The sequence below is a fragment of the Nocardiopsis exhalans genome, from assembly GCF_024134545.1.
GTDB classification, from domain to species: Bacteria; Actinomycetota; Actinomycetes; order Streptosporangiales; family Streptosporangiaceae; genus Nocardiopsis; species Nocardiopsis exhalans.
In genome coordinates this window covers 3,494,901-3,509,866 of record NZ_CP099837.1, presented here as the reverse complement: position 1 = coordinate 3,509,866, position 14,966 = coordinate 3,494,901, and the positions used below count along the sequence as shown (strand labels likewise).

At 70.0% G+C, this 14,966-nt stretch carries 12 protein-coding genes; 5 read left to right on the top strand and 7 right to left on the bottom strand.

Annotated elements, in window-relative coordinates; all coding sequences use genetic code 11:
- Window positions 1-69 precede the first annotated feature (69 nt).
- Window positions 70-1,005 carry an alpha/beta fold hydrolase gene (locus tag NE857_RS15410; RefSeq protein ID WP_254421622.1) on the bottom strand — a complete coding sequence of 312 codons (936 nt, stop codon included), beginning with the start codon at window positions 1,003-1,005 and terminating at the stop codon, window positions 70-72.
- 83 nt (window positions 1,006-1,088) lie between these two features.
- Here NE857_RS15410 and NE857_RS15405 point away from each other — a divergent pair, with 83 nt between their 5' ends.
- Window positions 1,089-1,781 (top strand): TetR/AcrR family transcriptional regulator, encoded by a 693-nt coding sequence (locus tag NE857_RS15405; RefSeq protein ID WP_254421621.1) that lies wholly within the window; start codon window positions 1,089-1,091, stop codon window positions 1,779-1,781.
- Between the two features lie 208 nt (window positions 1,782-1,989).
- Here the strand turns inward: NE857_RS15405 and NE857_RS15400 are convergent, their stop codons facing one another.
- The 3 genes from NE857_RS15400 to NE857_RS15390 all read right to left on the bottom strand — a co-directional run bounded on the left by NE857_RS15400 (window position 1,990) and on the right by NE857_RS15390 (window position 7,659).
- Window positions 1,990-2,583: a hypothetical protein gene (locus tag NE857_RS15400; RefSeq protein WP_254421620.1), complete on the bottom strand. Its 594-nt coding sequence runs from the start codon at window positions 2,581-2,583 to the stop codon at window positions 1,990-1,992.
- Between the two features lie 234 nt (window positions 2,584-2,817).
- Window positions 2,818-4,113 (bottom strand): MFS transporter, encoded by a 1,296-nt coding sequence (locus tag NE857_RS15395; RefSeq protein ID WP_425572122.1) that lies wholly within the window; start codon window positions 4,111-4,113, stop codon window positions 2,818-2,820.
- 93 nt (window positions 4,114-4,206) lie between these two features.
- Window positions 4,207-7,659: a phosphodiester glycosidase family protein gene (locus NE857_RS15390; protein WP_254421618.1), complete on the bottom strand. Its 3,453-nt coding sequence runs from the start codon at window positions 7,657-7,659 to the stop codon at window positions 4,207-4,209.
- A gap of 219 nt (window positions 7,660-7,878) precedes the next feature.
- Between NE857_RS15390 and NE857_RS15385 the strand changes: the two genes are divergently transcribed.
- The 4 genes from NE857_RS15385 to NE857_RS15370 all read left to right on the top strand — a co-directional run bounded on the left by NE857_RS15385 (window position 7,879) and on the right by NE857_RS15370 (window position 10,995).
- On the top strand, window positions 7,879-8,328 hold the full coding sequence (locus tag NE857_RS15385; RefSeq protein ID WP_254421617.1) for an SgcJ/EcaC family oxidoreductase: 450 nt from the start codon (window positions 7,879-7,881) through the stop codon (window positions 8,326-8,328).
- 172 nt (window positions 8,329-8,500) lie between these two features.
- On the top strand, window positions 8,501-9,076 hold the full coding sequence (locus NE857_RS15380; RefSeq protein ID WP_254421616.1) for a snapalysin family zinc-dependent metalloprotease: 576 nt from the start codon (window positions 8,501-8,503) through the stop codon (window positions 9,074-9,076).
- Between the two features lie 102 nt (window positions 9,077-9,178).
- Entirely contained in the window at window positions 9,179-10,009 is an 831-nt protein-coding gene (locus NE857_RS15375) for an urea carboxylase-associated family protein (RefSeq protein ID WP_254421615.1), read from the top strand.
- A 131-nt stretch (window positions 10,010-10,140) separates the two neighbouring features.
- Window positions 10,141-10,995, top strand: a complete 855-nt coding sequence (locus tag NE857_RS15370) for an SDR family oxidoreductase (protein WP_254421614.1) — start codon at window positions 10,141-10,143, stop codon at window positions 10,993-10,995.
- 17 nt (window positions 10,996-11,012) lie between these two features.
- On the opposite strand, the gene NE857_RS15365 is transcribed toward NE857_RS15370, so the two are convergent.
- Genes NE857_RS15365 through NE857_RS15355 form a run of 3 tightly spaced genes read right to left on the bottom strand, consistent with a single transcriptional unit; the run spans window position 11,013 to window position 14,956 of the window.
- On the bottom strand, window positions 11,013-12,602 hold the full coding sequence (locus NE857_RS15365) for a sodium:solute symporter family transporter (RefSeq protein ID WP_254421613.1): 1,590 nt from the start codon (window positions 12,600-12,602) through the stop codon (window positions 11,013-11,015).
- A gap of 12 nt (window positions 12,603-12,614) precedes the next feature.
- Window positions 12,615-13,106, bottom strand: a complete 492-nt coding sequence (locus NE857_RS15360) for a universal stress protein (RefSeq protein WP_254421612.1) — start codon at window positions 13,104-13,106, stop codon at window positions 12,615-12,617.
- A gap of 41 nt (window positions 13,107-13,147) precedes the next feature.
- Entirely contained in the window at window positions 13,148-14,956 is a 1,809-nt protein-coding gene (locus tag NE857_RS15355) for a thiamine pyrophosphate-requiring protein (protein WP_254421611.1), read from the bottom strand.
- Window positions 14,957-14,966 lie beyond the last annotated feature (10 nt).

Below are 14,966 nucleotides of genomic sequence, written 5' to 3'. Positions count from 1 at the left end.
CGTTCGGGGTGCGCGGCCGAGCATGTGCAACCCATGCCCGGCCTTGAGAAACGGTGGGATACCGGCACCTCAAGGGGTCCCGGGTGAGCCCGGCCCGGTCCGGCCCGTCGCGTTGTCCGCGAGCGCGCGTACCCGCGCAGCGACGGTGTGCCACACCGGCGCGGAGACCTCGTGCCCGACGCCCGGCAGCATGACCAGGCGCGCCCCGGGGATACGAGCGGCGATCGCGGTGGCCGCGCGCGGCCGGATCAAGGGATCATCCTGGCCGTGCAGCACCAGGGTGGGTGCCGTGATGGTGCTGATCGCCGGGCCGTGCCACTGGGCCCCGATCTGACGGCTCTGCGCCTGGGCGTCGCGGGCCCCGGTGTCCGCGAGGCGTTCGGCCCTCGTGCGTTCCTCGTCCTCGTCGAAGGGCTGATGGGGTGAGGCACAGAACCGGGCGACAGCGAGGCTGGCTTCGATGGCGCCCTCCCTGGTGTCGGGGAAACGCGTGCGGCTGAGCCTGGCGAGGGCCCGGATGTTGATATAGCGCAAGGTGCCCAGCCCCGCCGCGTCCGCGGGCACCGCCGACATGGAGGTCAGGGTGCGGACGCGGTGCGGATGGCGGATCGCGACTCGCTGGGCCACGGCCCCGCCGAGGGACACTCCGAACAGGTGTGCTGAGTCCCACCCCAGTTCGTCCAGTACAGCGATGGCGTCGTCGGCCATGTCCTCGGCCGTGTAGGCCTTGCCGCGTCTGCCCAGTAGCGCGGTGACCGGCAGGCGGGTCCTCGTCGGCGGCAGGAGCGTCGACTCGCCGGCGTCGCGCTGGTCGTAGCGGGCGACCGCGAAGCGCTGGTCTGCCAGTACTCGGCACAGGCCGTCCGGCCACCACAGTCGACTGACGCCCAGACCCATGATGAGCAGAAGCGGATCGCCCTCGTCCGCGCCGATGAGTGTGTCGAATGCCAGCCGGACATCGCCGTTCCGCGCCCACCTGGTCGGGGTCCACTGCCGTTGGTCCATGTGCCCGCTCCTCCCAATACTGCGATCATCGTTCTCAGTATTAGGATAGGTGGCGCGTCGCAACAGAACGAAACGGGGGGCCGGTGGCCGAGGAACCGAGGACGGTGTGGAGCCGCCCCGAACGGGGCACGCGCGGCCCCGCGCCCTTGCGCGACCGAGCGCAGATCACCGCCGTCGCGATGGGGCTGGCCGACGCGGGAGGGCTCGCCGCGGTGTCCATGCGACAGGTGGCCAAACGACTGGGCACCGGTCCCGCATCGCTGTACCGCTACGTCTCCACCAGGGACGAACTGCTCGACCTCATGGCCGATGCCGCCGCTGGGGAGATCGAACTCGGTGATCCGCTGAGCGGGGATCCGGTCGAGGACCTCGCTGTGCTCGCGAGTCGGGCGAAGCAGGTACACCTGTCCCATCCGTGGCTGCTCGATCTATCCGCGGCACCCACACTTGGCCCCAGGGGCATGGACTACCTGGAGAGGTCGCTGCTCGCACTGGCCCCGACATCGCTGCCCTACCCGGCACAGCTGGAAACCATCGGACTGGTGAACGGGATGGTGACGCTGTTCGCCCGAACCGAACTCGGCCGACAGCACCCGCCCGCCGACCCCCGGCGCGCGCACGGGTCCTACCTGGCCTCCGCCGCGACCGAGGAGCGCCACCCGCTCATCACCGCCGCGTTGGCGCACGGCACCGGAACCGAGGCCTCCCAGGACACACACGTGCTGTTCGAACGGTTGGTACGCCGGGTACTCACCGGCCTCGTCGACAGCCCCTGAGCCGTCCGCCGCCGCGGTCGACGCGTGAGGAGCCCGAACGGGAACGCCACCGGGTCCCCGTCGGAGCTACCGGGCGATGGGCCGACCAGGTCGAGGGTTATGGACGGTTCGACGTGCACGGGACCCATGCCCTGCTTCCCAGGGGATGACTGGGTCACCCCCGTCCCGGCACCGGGCTTCGAGGTACAGAACGAACCGGCCGACCGCTCTACCAGAAGTAGTCGACGATGACCTTGGCGTCGTCGGCCTGGTAGCCGTAGCGGTCGGGGTAGGCCGAGCGCTGCACGTCCTGGGCGACGACACCGATCGAGGCGTCGTTCCAGCTCTCGTTGGGGTAGACGTTCTCCAGCTCGTCGAAGAAGGCGTCGGTGGCCCAGGCGACGTCGAGTCGGGACTCCGCGGAGCCGTAGTGGTCGCGCTGCTGGTACAGGCCGACGCTGTCCCGGTCGCCGCCGGTGAGGTTCTCCAGGTGGGTCTCGACGATGACCGTGGCCATCGCGATCGAGGCGGCCTTCTCGTCGAGTCCGCGCTCCTTCGCGGTTTCGACCACCCCACGGGCGCAGGAGGCGCGGTGGCCGTCCATGTGGCCCGCCATGTCGTCGCTCAGCCTGCCGTTGAGGTCCTTGGCGGCCTTCTTGTCGTCGTCGGTGTAGACGTTCGCGCTGTCGTCGGAGCTCAGTGCCGCGCACCCCTTCTCCGGGCTGTCGGAGCCGTCATCGGCGGCGGCAACGCCCGGCCCCGCCAGGAGGATCCCACCGGCCAGAAGCAGGCCAGTTGTCGCGGTAAACACACTCTTTGGCATCAGTTCAGTAAAGTTCACCCCTGCAACGTACGTCATGACCCGGGCTTTGACCAGGGCTGAAACTGCCCTGACCAGGTGCGATACGCAACACCAGCCCGAAGCAACCTTCAGGCCGATGCGCCTACACCTCACCCTCTCCACCGATGCGATCGGAGCCGAGGCGGGGGCGTTCCACCACCGTGACTTGACCTGAACGCGGTTGGCGATGGTCAGCCGCGGTTCCGTCTCCCACCATCAACGGACCCGGTCCGGGTCAAGCCCACCGGTGGGGGCGGCCGGGATCGCGGCACGCATCGAAGTGAGCGCCAACAGGAGCACCGCCGCAACGGCGAACCCGACACGCAGGTCGCCGGTGGCCTCCCCCAGGACACCCGCGGCGATACCGCCCAGGGCGGTGCCGCTCATCATGACCAGCTGGTTGCCCGCCGACACCCTGGACAGGTGGCTGTCAGGGGTCGCGCGTTGCAGGGCGGTGATCGCCATGACGCCGAAGACCGCGGCGGCGGCCGAACCCACGACCAGTCCGACCGCGATCACCCAGATCTGGGTGGTGAGAGCCAGCGCGACACTGTCCGCGGCCATGAGCGCGCAGGAGAGCGTGAGGAGGCGAAGCTCGCCCACCCGTGCCGCCAACCGGCCCGCGAGCAGGGCGCCGATCAGGCCGCCCAATCCCAGTGACGCCATCAGCAGGCCGAAGCCCCAGGTGTCCAAACCGACCGGCCCCGGCGCGACCAGGTGCAGGGCGAGCACGGCGAAGGTCAGACTGCCCGCGAAGTTGGCCATCCCGCCCCACAGCGCGATGACGGCGATACGGCGGCTGCGCACCAGCAGGACGAGCCCCTGCCGCACCTCGGTGAACAGGGCGGTGCGCTCGGCCTCCGGCTCCCGTGGCCTGTCGGGGGCGGCACGCATCCGCCAGAGCATCAGCGCGGACAGGGCGTGGCACGCGGTGGACACCAGCAGCGGCGCGACTTTGGAGAGCGCGAACAGGGTGCCGCCCGCGGCGGGCCCCACGAGTTCGTTGCCCGCCATGGCGACGGCGTGCCGACGGCCGTGCGCGCGGGAGAGCTCTTCCTTGGGCACCAGCCCGGGGACCATGGCGGGGGTGGAGGTGTCGAAGAACGCCTCGCCGACCCCGAGCAGGAAGGCCGCGGCGAACAGCATCCCCACCGTGAGCTGGTCCGTGAAAAGGAGGAGACCGACCGCGCCCAACAGGACCGTTCGTAGGAGGGCGGCGCTCAGGGCGATGGTGCGCCGGTTCAACCGGTCACCGAGCGCCCCGGCCGGAAGGCCCACGACGATCCAGGCAAGGGTGGTGGTGACCGCGACCCCGGCGACCAGTGCCGGGGACCGGGTCAGTTCGACCGCGACCAGGGGCAGCGCGACCCGGACGAGCCCGTCGGCCAGGCTCGCGCTGCCGGACGCTCCCCAGAGCAGGGTGAAGTCACGGCCCAGCGGCTGCGGCCGCCGCGCCGAATTCTCGGAGTGCGCGGGGGTGGAGGACGGGGGTTGAGGGGGCACTGCGCTCATTCTGGTCGGGGGTTGTGGACGAGGGTTCGAATCACGGACGGGGGAACAGCACGGGCCCCCACGGGTGAGACCTCGGAGCCCGGAACGACCTGGTCAGGGAGCCAGTTCGATGGTGACTTCCTCGGTGACGCCGTTGACCGTCACGTCGAGGAGGATGGTGGCCTCCGTGATCGCGGTGAGTTCACCGGTGGCCGGATCGAAGGCGGCCGCGTGGTCGGGACCGGCGTCATCGGCCGGACCGACGTGCAGGTTCTCCGAGCCGGACCAGTCCGCGCTCACCGGGTAGGCGACCGGGACGTCGGTGCCGTCGTTGTCCACCGTCGCGGTGACTTCGGCCTTCTCCCCGACGTCGATCGAGGTCGGGGCGTCCAGCTCCAGACCGTCCACGTGTGGGCGCAGCTCGGTCACCAGCCAGTCCTGCTCAGGGATTGCGCCGGTATCGACGCCCCACAGCGACCAGCCGGTGAAGCCGCCCTCCGTCGGCCCCGCGGAGGGGTTCTTACCGACGTTGCCGCTGATGACGTAGGGCACGCCGGCCACCCGTTCGGCGTGGAACACACCCACGTGCGCGCCGATGAAAGCGGTGCCCTTGCCGGTCTGCGACTGGAACTCGGACAGCCAGTCCTCGACGGTGGCCGCCTCCTTGCGGTCCGACAGTTCGCTCGCCTTGGAGGGCAGGGGGTCGCGGAAGGGCACGTGCTGGGCGACCACGACCGACGTCACGGCGGGGTCGTCGGCCGCGTCGTCGAGCTCCTGACGCAGCAGCGGCAGCTGCGACCAGTCGCTGGACTTGTACGAGAACCGGGCCGTGTCCAGCAGGATGAACCTGGTGCCGTGGTGGTCGACCACCTGTCGGGTGTCGCCGAACGCGTCCCGGAAGTTGTCCAGCGTCCCCTCGGACACCTCGTGGTTTCCGGGCACGTAGTAGTAGGGCAGCTCGCCCTCCAGCTCCTCGTCGAGGATGCGCCGGGCCAGTGCGAAGTCCTCGGGCGCGGCCTCGTCGACGAAGTCGCCGTTGATGATGAGGAACTCGGCGTCGCTGGCGCGGATCTCACGGAGCGCGCGCCGGGTGTAGACGATGATCTCGCTGTCGGGGTCCCTGGCGACGAACTGCGCGTCGGCCAGGACGGCGAACCGCCAGTCCTGGTCAGCCACCGTCCGGCCGGGCGCCACGATCGGGTCGGCGACCGGTTCGGCGGGCGGCACGTCCACCGGGGGCGCAACCATCGCGGTCAGTTCGTCCACGATCACCTCGCCGTGGTACCCGGCGCCCGGTTCGGTTTCGGCGAAGTAGATCCGGCGCAGCGACAGCGGGTACTGCGTGCCCGGGGGTACCCGGAAGACCAGCTCCTGCCAACCGGGGTCGTCGAGGTAGCCGGCGCGCAGCGCGGGCAGCAGCTGGCCAGCGCCGTCCCACACCTGCAGGCTGGCCCATTCGCCGTTGCCCTCGGCGTGCACCCAAGCACGCAGTTCCTGCGGCTGGCCGGGGATCTCCAACTCTCCCGGTGGCACGAGGCCACCGGTACGGGTCTGGGTCGAGGTGGTGAAGTCGTAGGTCAGCTCCACCGCGGCGCCGTCCCGGCCCTCAGTGACCGCGACGCCTCCCTCGGCGCGCTCACCGAAGTAGGTCCAGTCGGCCGCGTCCTCGAAGTCGGCGACGACCACCTCGTCCAGGCCGACGGTGACCGCGAAGCTCGTCTCCACCTCGCCGACCCGGATGGTGGCGACCGTGGCACCGCTGTCGGTGGCGGCCCGGATCTCAAACCGCCCGTCCTCGGTCACCGAAGCCCTGGCGACGCTCTCGTCGATGGTCAGCTCGACGTCGACCGGTTCGATCGGCGCGGCGAACCCGTGCGGGTCGTAACCGATCACCTCGACCGCGGTGGCGGCATCGGCGTCGGCGAGCCCCACCCGCTCGGGTGTGGTCTCGACCCGGGCCAGCTCGCCCAGCACGGTCAGTTCGATGTCGCCGGTGGCGCTGCGCCGCATGGCGGTGACGGTGGCGGTGCCGGTCGCATGGGCGGTGAACACGCCCTCGCGGTCCACGATGCCGACGCGGCTGTCGTCGGAGCGCCAGTGCGGGTCAGCCTCGGCCGGGGCGTAGGTCTCGTCATGACCGGCCGCGGTGAGTGTGCGGGTCAGGCCGGGGAAGACCCGGTCGGGTCGGCTGGGCGCGACGTAGCCGGAGCCGTTGGCGCGTTCGGGTTCGATCCGGGTCCGGACCCAGAAACCGTCGAGCTCACCGCTGCCTTCGGGGGCGAACAGGGCGAGCCCGTTGGGGACCGGGCGTTCCTCGCCGTCCGAGGGCCGGTTCTCCACCCGCACCCGGTCCGCGCCGGGGGTGCGCGCCACCATGGTGGCCGAGCCGCCGCCGTCGAGGTTGACCGCGGTGTGCGCGCCCGCCTCGGCCATCATCTCGCCCAGCTCGTCCAGGCCCACGCCCTCGGCGAAGGAGGGCTGGCGTCCGTCGACGCTGAGCAGGTACATCTGGGAGCCGTCCGCGGAGAACCCGAGGGCCATGCGCGGGGCGCCCGGGACGTTGTTGCCCTCGCTGGCGCGCTGGACCTCGCCGTCGACGACGAGCATCTGGCGGCCGTTGAGCGCGGCGTGGATCTCCTGGTCCGCGCCGTCCCGCACGTCGTAGTCGATGCTGACCGCATCGCCCTCGGCCAGGTCGGACAGTGTTTCGGCACCGTCCTCGCGGCCGACCAGGACGAAGGCGTCCTCGGCGATCCCGCCTGCGCGCGGTTCGGTCACGATCTCGGTGACGACGCCGTCGGTGACCACGACCTCCAGTGTCTCCTCCGCGCCCTCGACCACCCGGCAGCGGCAGTACTCCCCCCACAGCGGGGTGAAGGCCGCGATCTCACCGGCGCCCAGCGCTGGTTTGTTGATCGCGTCCAGCGACGGCGTCTGACCGTTCGGCAGCTCGACGGTGCCCTCGAAGAACACCTCGCCGATCGAGCCGAGGCCGTCGGGGGTGAAGATCGCGGCGGACTCGCGGTAGTCGTTGGTGATCGGGGACTGGACCAGCTCGCCGTCCTGGACGCCCACGCCCTGTGGTGCGCCGGAGGCGTTGATGTCGAAGAAGTCGCCGTTCACCGCGGCGACCGCTTCGGCCCTGTCCGCCTGTTCGCTCAACGGTCGCGGGTCGGTCAGTCGGCCGGGGAAGAGGTAGTCGACGCTGACCCCGCCGGTGAGGTCGGTGGTCAGCAGGCCGGCCTGCAACCAGCTGGGGGTGCCGGTGTACCCGTCGGGCCCGTAGGCGTCGAACGAGGTGAGCGTGACGCCGGGGGCGACCGGGCGTTCGGTGTTGAAGGTCTCCAACCGGGGTTCGGGGGCGTCGGCCCGCCTGACCGAGCCAGCCGGTGGGATCTCGACGGTCTCGCTGAACGCGGTGTGCTGGCGTGGGTCGTCGTGTGCGGGGTTCGCGGCTGCGGCCGGAGCGAGGGTGAGCACGAGTACCAGGGCGGAACCCGCGGCCACCGTGGCCCTCGTGGTCTTCGCGGACTTGGTGTGTGAACGGGTCGACCATCGGCGGTTCATCGCAAGCCTCCGGGCGGGGGGATGACGGGGGGAACCCTGTGCGTTGACTTCCTACCATCCGGTGGGCCCGTTGTGTAGGAAGTCAACAAGTGTCGAATCCTGTTCAGCCCCAGGCTTTCCCGTCGACTCCGGCTGTTCGAGCATGTGTACCGGAGACCGACGGGCCACACTGGCAGGGGCGTTGAAGAGCTTCGTCCTTGCGATCGCGGAGAGGAAGATATGGAACAAGACGAGGGGCCGGAGAGCGTCCCGCACCGTTTCGCGCAGGCCTGGAACCGCGGTGACGCCGACGGGATCGCGGAGCTGTTCGCCCCGGACGCGGATTTCGTGAACGTGGTGGGGCTGTGGTGGCACGACCGGGAGAGCATCCGCAATGCCCACGAATACGGGCTGCGTGTCATCTTTCCCGGGTCCACCATGCGTGTGTCAGGCGTCCGTTCCCGCATGCTCGGCTCGGAGGCGGCCGTGGTGCACTGCCGCTGGTCGGTCAGCGGACAGGTGCTGCCCGACGGGTCTCCCTCGGGCCTACGCAGGGGTGTCTTCACGTTCGTGGTGAACAGGTCGGACACCGGCTGGGCGGCCGTGGCCGCGCAGAACACCGACCGCGTCTCCGGAGCGGAAAGCCTGGCACGGCATGAGGGCGGGCCCTCCCCCGTCGACTACCGCTGAGACGCCGGAGCCAGCAGGTCGCGCCTGCCCGGAGTCTGACCCGCTGGGACGCAGTGCCGGAAATCCGACGCTTTGCCCTCCTTGTGGCGTCAAGTCACCACGTTTAGCATCGGCGCGACCCCACCGGGTCACTAAAAGCATCAGCACCCCGCACTCCCAGGGAGACCCCCTCATGCTGAGACGCTTCCTCACATCCCTACTCGTCGCGCTGTGCGCGCTCACACTCACGCTGGTGGGAACCGCGCCGGTGAGCGCGGCGCCCTCGGAGCAGGCCCGGCAGCTGAACCAGACGATCCTGTACTACGACTCCAGCCGGGCCGCGGAGTACACCTCTGCCGTCTCCTCGGCCGTGGACGTGTGGAACGCCAGCGTCGACAACGTCCGTCTGGAGCCCGCCGCTACCGGCCAGCACGCCGAAATCCGGATCATCACCGACGACGGCTGGCCGCGCGCCCATCTGGGGCCGGTGCGCCCGGGCGGGCAGGTGACCGTCTGGATGGGACGCCAGGGCACCGCCGAGGGCTACGACGCGGTGCGCATCGCCGCGCACGAGCTCGGCCACAGCCTGGGCCTGCCCGACACCAAACCCGGACCGTGCTCTTCGCTGATGTCGGGCTCCACAGGAGGCGTGAACTGCACCAACGCCGCACCCAACGCTTCCGAGCGTTCGCGGGTCGAGGCCAACTACGGCCGCGGTCCGGCGGGCGAGAGTGCCGCTGACGGGCGGCTCCTGGTCGACCGCCGCTGACCGGTCCCCTTTTACGGGAAGGACACCGGGGTACGCTCCCGGGCGCATCTGCTGTCTGGGGGCGTACCCGGATCACGGGCCCGCCTGGAAACGAGGGGTCCGTTGGGTTCACCCGAGGCCGCCTACCAGTCCGGTGAGGGCAGCGCCCTCAGTGTTGACACCGCCTTCTACGACCGGCTCGCCGAACACTTCCAGGACCGCGAGCTCGTGGAACGGTTCGTGCTGCCGATCCGGTCCGGTCGGGCCTGGGAGGTCCCCGCCGGTCATCTGTGCCGAATCTCCACGCCGGAGGGCCCACAGGTCGGGGACCTCAACATCTGGAACCGGCACAACCCGCGCGAACGCCTGTGGGCCTCTCGGACCCGGCAGCTGCAGGGCGCGCACGTGAGCAGGTACGACCGGCTGTGGTCGACGCTGCCCTACCTGCGCCCCCTGGTGACGATCACCGGCGACAGCCTGGACTGGTACGGGACGGACGAGGACGGCGGCCGGGTGCACGACCTGCTCGGCACCAGGTGCGATCCGTACGTGAACCGGATGCTGACCGGCGAGGACTTCGACCGGCACTGCCACTCGAACCTGACCCGCGCGGTACTGCCCTTCGGGCTGACCGAGTTCGACGTGCACGACGTCCTCAACGTTTTCCAGTGCACCGGTCTCAACGAGCAGGACCAGTACTTCATGAAGGCCTCCCCCGCCCGGCCGGGTGACTTCTTCGAGTTCTTCGCCGAGCAGGACCTACTCTGCGCGCTCTCGACCTGCCCTGGCGGGGATCTGTCGGTCCCGCTGTGGGGGCCGCGGGCCCGGGACCCGATCGACGTGTGCCGCCCCCTGGGTGTGGAGGTCCACCGCCCCGCCGCCGCGCTCACGCAGGGGTGGAGCGTACCGCCCACCGCCGCCTACCGGGGGCGGCACGGACTCACCGGACCCTGATGATTCTCCGGGGGCGACCAGGCCTCACGGGGTTCACGGGGTTGGTGAATTCCATGGGTGCCTCTGTGTGTGCGGAGGGGCGTTTGCGGATAGGGGACACAGGACATCCGCGAGGTGAGGGAAGGAGAGTCATGAACGACCAGCAGCCGCCGGCGCAGAGCCAGCCCCACCCGGGGCGGACCGAACCCATGGATCCGCAGCCGCGCGACGAGATGCGCGGCTACGAGGGTCGGGGTCTCCTCGAGGGCAAACGAGCGCTGATCACCGGGGGCGACTCGGGTATCGGCAGGGCCGTCGCGGTGGCCTTCGCCAAGGAGGGCGCCGACGTCGTCTTCGGCTACCTCAGCGAGGACGCCGAGGCCCAGCACACCGTCGGCCTGGTCCAGCAGGAGGGCCGCCGGGCCGTGGGGGTCAGGGGTGACCTGGCCGACGAGTCGCACTGCGCGCACCTGGTCCGCCGGGCCGTGGAGGAACTGGGCGGGATCGACGTCCTGGTGGAGCACGCCGCCACCCAGAGCCCGGTAAACAAGTTCACCGACCTGACCACCGAGCAGCTGCGGCGGACCTTCGACGTCAACGTGATGGGGGTCTTCTGGACGGTGCGTGAGGCGCTCCCGCACATGTCCGAGGGCGGCTCGATCATCATCACCGGTTCCATCAACGGCCTGAGGGGCAATGACTCGCTGATCGACTACGCCTCCAGCAAGTCCGCCGTGATGAACCTGTCCCTGTCGCTTTCCCAGGTGCTGATGGACCAGGGCATCAGGGTGAACTGTGTGGCCCCCGGGCCGGTGTGGACGCCGCTCATCCCGGCGACGCTCGGTGAGCAGGGGGCGGAGGGTTTCGGCAAGCAGGCGCCGATGGGGCGGGCCGCCGATCCGGACGAGATCGCGCCCTCCTACGTGTTCTTCGCGAGTGAGCGCATGTCGTCCTACTACACGGGTGAGACCCTCACCCCGACCGGCGGCGAGATCCAGGGCAGCTGAGGGCACGCTCTGACGGGTCAGATGAAGGGGACCACGGCACAGAGGGTGACCGCGCCCAGGATCAGGGCCAGCACCCGGTAGTTGCCGTACCACGGCGTCCCCTTCAGGTCCTCGGACTCCTTGAGCCAGGTGGCCCTGCTCCAGGTGATCGCCTCGACCTTCTCCTTCGAGGGGGCTTCGGTGGACAGCGTCACGGCCACGAACACAACCACGCTGAGCAGGAACATGATGCCGGTGGCGTACAGGAACTGGAGGTCGAACAGACCGAAGACCTCACCGGCGAAGAAGGCCACCAACCCGAACGGCACCACCGCCAGGGTCCACACACCCGCCGCCGTGGAGGCCCTGCGCCAGAAGATCCCGCCGAGCAGCACCACGACCAGCGGCATGGTGACGTACCCCAGGAAGGACTGGAAGTAGGCCACGATGCCCGAGAACGTCGTGATCACTGGCGCCCACAGGGCCGCCACCAGCATGAACAGTCCCACCAGCAGGCGTCCGATCATGAGGAGCTGCCGCTCGGTGAACTCCCGTCTGCGGGTCTTGACGAAGTCGTTGACCACCAGGCTCGCCGCGCCGTTGAGCACCGAGTCGAGCGTGGACATCAGAGCGAAGATCAGCGCGGCCACCACGATGCCGCGCACGCCCACGGGCATGAAGTCGAACACCAGGGCGGGCCACACCAGGTCGCTGTCGGGGACCTCGTCGGGTTCGTAGATGCCGCGGCCCAGGATTCCGGGAAAGATCAGGAAGATCAGCAGGGGCAGCTGGAGGGCGCCGGCGAAGAGCGCACCCCAGCGCCCGTGATCGATGTTCTTGGCCGCCAGCACACGCTGGACCACCATGTGGTTGGTCACCCAGACGTAGAAGGAAAGCCAGATCGCGCCGGTGAAGACACCCGGCCACGGCAGGAAGTCGTCGTCGGGCGGCGGCGCGACCGTGAAACCGTCCTCGGGAGCGAGCTCGGGCAGCACCGACCAGTCGAAGTCGAACTGCGCGAAGACCGTCACGAAGATCGCGGCTCCGGCCGCCAGCAGCACCGCGCCCTGGATGGTGTCGGTGACCATCACCGCTTTCAGACCGCCTACCAAGACGTATCCGCCGCCCAGCAGGGCGATGATGGCGATGTGCACACCCAGGGGGACTTCGGGGAAGAGCAGGGACAGCACCAGTGAGCCGGCGAACATGGCGCCCGCGCTGTCCAGGAGCATGGCGGTGACCACGGTGAACCCGGAGAAGGCGTAACGGGCCCGGCGGTCGTAGCGTCTCTCCAGGAACTCCGGGACGGTGGTGATCTTGGACTGCAGGTAGAACGGCAGGATCAGCAGGGCGAAGACGAGCAGGACCAGTGTGGCCACCCACTCGAAGTTCCACACCGAGATCCCCGTCTCGAACCCCGCACCGGCCAACCCCAGGTACTGGGTTCCGCCGAACTGGGTGGCGAAGAGCGAGAACCCGACAACGGGCCAGATCATGGTGCGTCCGGCGAGGAAGTAGCTCTCGGTGCCTTCCTGTCGGCGGCCCACCCACAGGGCGACGGCCAGGACCGCCCCCACGAACAGCACGACGACGACGATGTCGGTCGTGCCCAGCTGGAAATCAGGCACAGCGGTCTCCCGTCAGTGGTCCTCGTCCCCGCGCGCACGGAGGCCACGGGCGGGTTCCGGGCTCGGCTCCCCGCGTACGACCAGGACCGAGCAGGGTGCGTCACCCACCAGCCGGGTGGAGAGGTCGCCCAGCGCCCTGCGCCGGACCGTCCCCCTGCCTCGCGCTCCGACCACGAGCAGGTCGGTGCCGAGATCGGCTGCGGCTCGGAGCACCGTCGCCTCGATGCTCCTGCCCAGTCGGACCTCGACGTGTTCGAGTCGGATGCCGTACTCGCCGATCCGGGCGGTTCGGCGCCCCACGAGTTCCTCCCCCTGCTCGCGCAGCTGGTCGACGCGGACCGGGGTTACGGTGGTACCGGCCACGGTCGGCTCCAAGGACTTGACGTGGACCAGGCTCAGTGCGGCGCCCGTGACCCGGACCAGGTTCACCGCCGCGTCGATCGCCCTCCCCGCCTCTGGGGAGCCGTCGTCCGCGATGAGGATCCTGGTGGGAAAATCCGGCATCGGAAACCACCTTCCGGGGGGCAGCGCCGTTGGCCGAGCCCTCAGCGCCCGTGCGGCAGGTACTCCTGAATCTTGGTGGCGATCCCGCGCGCCGCCACTCCGGTACGGTCGGGGTCGCCTGCGAGCATGGACTTGAGCGTGTCGGTGACCTGGCCCCACTCGATCTGGGGCGGGATCGGCGGCACGTCGCCGTCGCAGTGGACGTCGAGGACGGCCGGGCGGTCCGCGGTCAGGGCGCGGTCCCAGGCCGGGCCGACCTCCTGGGGCCGGTCCACCCGGATCCCGACGAGCCCGACCGATTCGGCGAAGTCGGCATAGGACATCTCGGGCAGGTCCTGTGAGTAGGGGGTCTTGGGTGATCCGGCCATGGCCCGCAGTTCCCAGGTGACCTGGTTGAGGTCGTTGTTGTGCAGGACGCACACCACCAGACCCGGGTTCTGCCACAGGTCCCGGTAGCGGCGGGCGGTCAGGAGCTCGGTCAGGCCGTTCATCTGCATGGCGCCGTCGCCCACCAGGGCGACGGCCGGGCGGTCGGGTGCGGCGAACTTCGCGCCGATCGCGTAGGGCACGGCGCATCCCATCGTGGCGAGCGTCCCGGACAGGGAGCCGCGGTTGTCCTCGCCCAGGCGCAGGAAGCGGGCGTACCAGTTGGTGGCCGATCCTGAGTCCGCGGTGACCACCGCGTTGGCGGGCAGCCGGGAGGAGAGCTCGTGCACCACGAGCATCGGGTTGACCGGGTCGGCGGCCACCCCGGCTTGGGCTTCCAGGACCGACCACCAGCGGCTCACGTTCTCCTCGACCGTCTCACGCCACCGCTTGCGGCCCCTGGCCAGCTGGGGGCCGGTGTCGAGGCGCTCCAGCAGTGCACGCAGTGTGCTGGCCGCGTCGCCCACGAGGTTGACCTCGGTCGGGTAGCGCATGCCGATGAAGCGGGGGTCGATGTCGATCTCCACGGCCCGGCGCCCGAAGGGCGGCAGGAACTGGGAGTAGGGCAGGTTCGAACCCACGATGAGCAGGGTGTCGCAGTCGCGCATCAGCTCCCAGGAGGGACGGGTGCCCAGCAGGCCGATGGCCCCGGTGACCTGGGGTAGGTCGTCGGGCAGGACGTCCTTGCCCAGGAGCGCCTTGGCGATGCCCGCGCCGGTCGCGTCGGCCAGCCGCAGCACCTCCTCGCGGGCGCCTCGGGCGCCCTGGCCGATCAGGATCGCCACCCGTTCCCCGGAGTTGAGCACCTCGGCCGCGCGGTCGAGTTCGGAGTCGGGCGGCAGTACCGTACCGCCGCCCACCACCCGGTCGGGGGCGCTGGAGGGGACGTGTTTGAACTCGTGGCCCGGTGGCGAGTAGTCGAGTTCCTGGACGTCGGCGGGCACGATGACGGTGGTCGGCGCGCGTTCGGACAGGGCCGTCCGCACCGCGCGGTCCAGGACGTTGGGGAGTTGTTCGGGGACGTTGACGGTCTCCAGGAAGGCGCTGGAGACGTCCTTGAACAGGCTGTGCAGGTCGATCTCCTGCTGGTAGGCGCCGCCCATGGCGCTGCGGCTGGCCTGTCCGACGATCGCGAGCACGGGTACGTGGTCGAGTTTGGCGTCGTAGAGGCCGTTGAGCAGGTGGATGGCCCCGGGCCCTCCGGTGGCCATACACACGCCGATGCCTCCGCCGAACTTGGCGTACCCCACGGCTTCGAAGGCCGACATCTCCTCGTGTCGGCTCTGGACGAAGCGCGGGCCGTCCTCCACTTCGGCCATCTCGGCGACCAGGCCGTTGACGCTGTCCCCGGGGTAACCGAAGATCTCGGTGACCCCCCATTGGGACAGGCGTTGCAGCAGGTGGTTGGCGACGTTCTGGACCATGTCCCCTCCT